This window comes from Aureibaculum marinum (assembly GCF_003813905.1).
Classification (GTDB): Bacteria; Bacteroidota; Bacteroidia; order Flavobacteriales; family Flavobacteriaceae; genus Aureibaculum; species Aureibaculum marinum.
On sequence record NZ_RPFJ01000047.1, the window covers coordinates 1 to 1,942 of the forward strand.

At 27.4% G+C, this 1,942-nt stretch carries 1 protein-coding gene; it reads left to right on the top strand.

The genetic code is table 11. The features are described from left to right. Positions 1–150: 150 nt before the first annotated feature. On the top strand, positions 151–1,815 hold the full coding sequence (locus tag EGM88_RS14010) for a DUF6035 family protein (protein WP_123899054.1): 1,665 nt from the start codon (positions 151–153) through the stop codon (positions 1,813–1,815). Positions 1,816–1,942 lie beyond the last annotated feature (127 nt).

Genomic DNA, 1,942 nt, shown 5'->3' on the forward strand with positions numbered 1-1,942 from the left:
TTTAGTACACCTATGCAGAACATCAATAATTATAAGGGTTTTTATTAAATTTTCAAAAAAATTATTATATTTAAAGCCATAACGGATATAAACGCAATACGTTTATACAATTGTTAGCCACAATACGAAAAAAAAACATCGCATTAAAGAATGGCATTTGAAAGGACGATAAAAGAGGCTTTTGACAAATTATCTGGAGAAATCCTTAAAGCTGATGACATTTTTGACAAAGCCAAAGACGCTTTTCTTGTCCGAAAACAATTTCACAAAAACGAGATTGAACTCTATTGTCTTGAATGTCAACAGAAATTAAATGTTTCTACAAGTAAATACGACAGACTTCATTTTAAACATAACCCAAATGCAGATTATTGTCTTTTAAAAGACGGAAAATTATCGCCTGATGAAAGTGAAAAAATCTATGCAATTTATAGGTCGAAAGAAAGTGAACGACATAAATTTCTCAAAAATCAAATAGGAAAACAGCTTTCGTTGCTTGGAGATGTTTCTAATGTACAAATAGATGATAAATTCATTTTTGATAGTGATAGTAACGAAAAAAGAAAACCAGATGTTTATTGTAAATATTTAGATAAAGAAATTGTATTTGAAATACAGCTTTCTGACCTTTCATTACGATATATAATTAGTAGACACGAGTTTTATCAACGTAACGGAATTTACCTTATTTGGATTTTAGATAAATTTAATGCAGAAGGTAAAAAACAAACTGAAAGAGATATAAAATATCTTACTGAATATCAAAATTTCTTCAAATTTGATGAAAAATCAGAACAGTTTAGACTTATTTGCAAATACAAATTTCCATTCCTAAACGAGAGAAATAGATTAATGAACAAATGGAAATCTAAATCACTTGCTTTATCTCAAATCAAATTTGACAAAGAAACTAAGCAAGCTTATTACTATGATTTTCACGAGAAGACTTCTAAAAAAAAGGAAGAACAAATAAAAAAAGAAAAGGAATTAGAAGAGCAACAAGTAATAGCGGAAAAGAAACGCAAGGAAAACGAAGCAACTGAAAAATCAGAATATATAATTGGTTTATTAAAAGAAAACTGGATAAAAGGACAATCTTGTGGTTTTGCAAAAAGAGAAATAGAAGAATTAAACGATTACGAAATCTCAATTCTTAATAAATCAAATGCTTTTAAGGCAGAAAATGGACAACCGAAAATTCATCGATGGTTTAAAATAGCAAAAGAAAAACATATTCATTTTTTATATTTTATTCTTGACTGTAAACAGTTAACTTTTGATTTCAATTTAAAATCTAAAGACAATAAGACAATAATTCAAACTCTAATTGAAAATCCAAACTTACATAGTAAGAGTTATTTAATTCGTCAAATTTTAAAAAATGGATATGTTTTTAAAAATAGTGATAGAGCCTTTATAAATAAATTGCCTAATAAAGCCAAAGAAAATCAAGCAACGGAAATACTCTGCGAATTGAGTTCAAAGATTTGGAATAAATCGCTAATCGATGATTTATTTGAGCATCAAGGTTTGATTTGTATTATAGAAAGTGCAAAAAGAAATGAAATTGTTGGTTTTGGTTGGAAAGGAAATCAATGGATAGCTTTTGCAAATAACGCAATTGAATTTTATAGTCAATATTGGGAATATATTGAGTTAGCTTTCAAACATTACGGAATATGGGAACGACTGATTGAATTAGACAAAAAAGGTAGTTTTCAAAAAAAGCTGAAAAAATATTATGAAACGAGTCCTGTCCAAAATTATGATTGTGACATTTTATTTAGATACCTTTATAACGAATTAAGTGAATAAGTACTGTGGCTAACAAAGTACTGTGGTAAAAAACAAGTAAAAACTCATTAATTTTTCACTAAAGTACTTTTATAAGAATCATCATATATTAATCCTGATTTAGCAATGGCAAAGGCTTGTTTTAATA

Coding starts and splice junctions, on each gene's coding strand:
- EGM88_RS14010 (WP_123899054.1), top strand. CDS start 151: ATGGCATTTGAAAGGACGATAAAAGAGGCTTTTGACAAATTATCTGGA.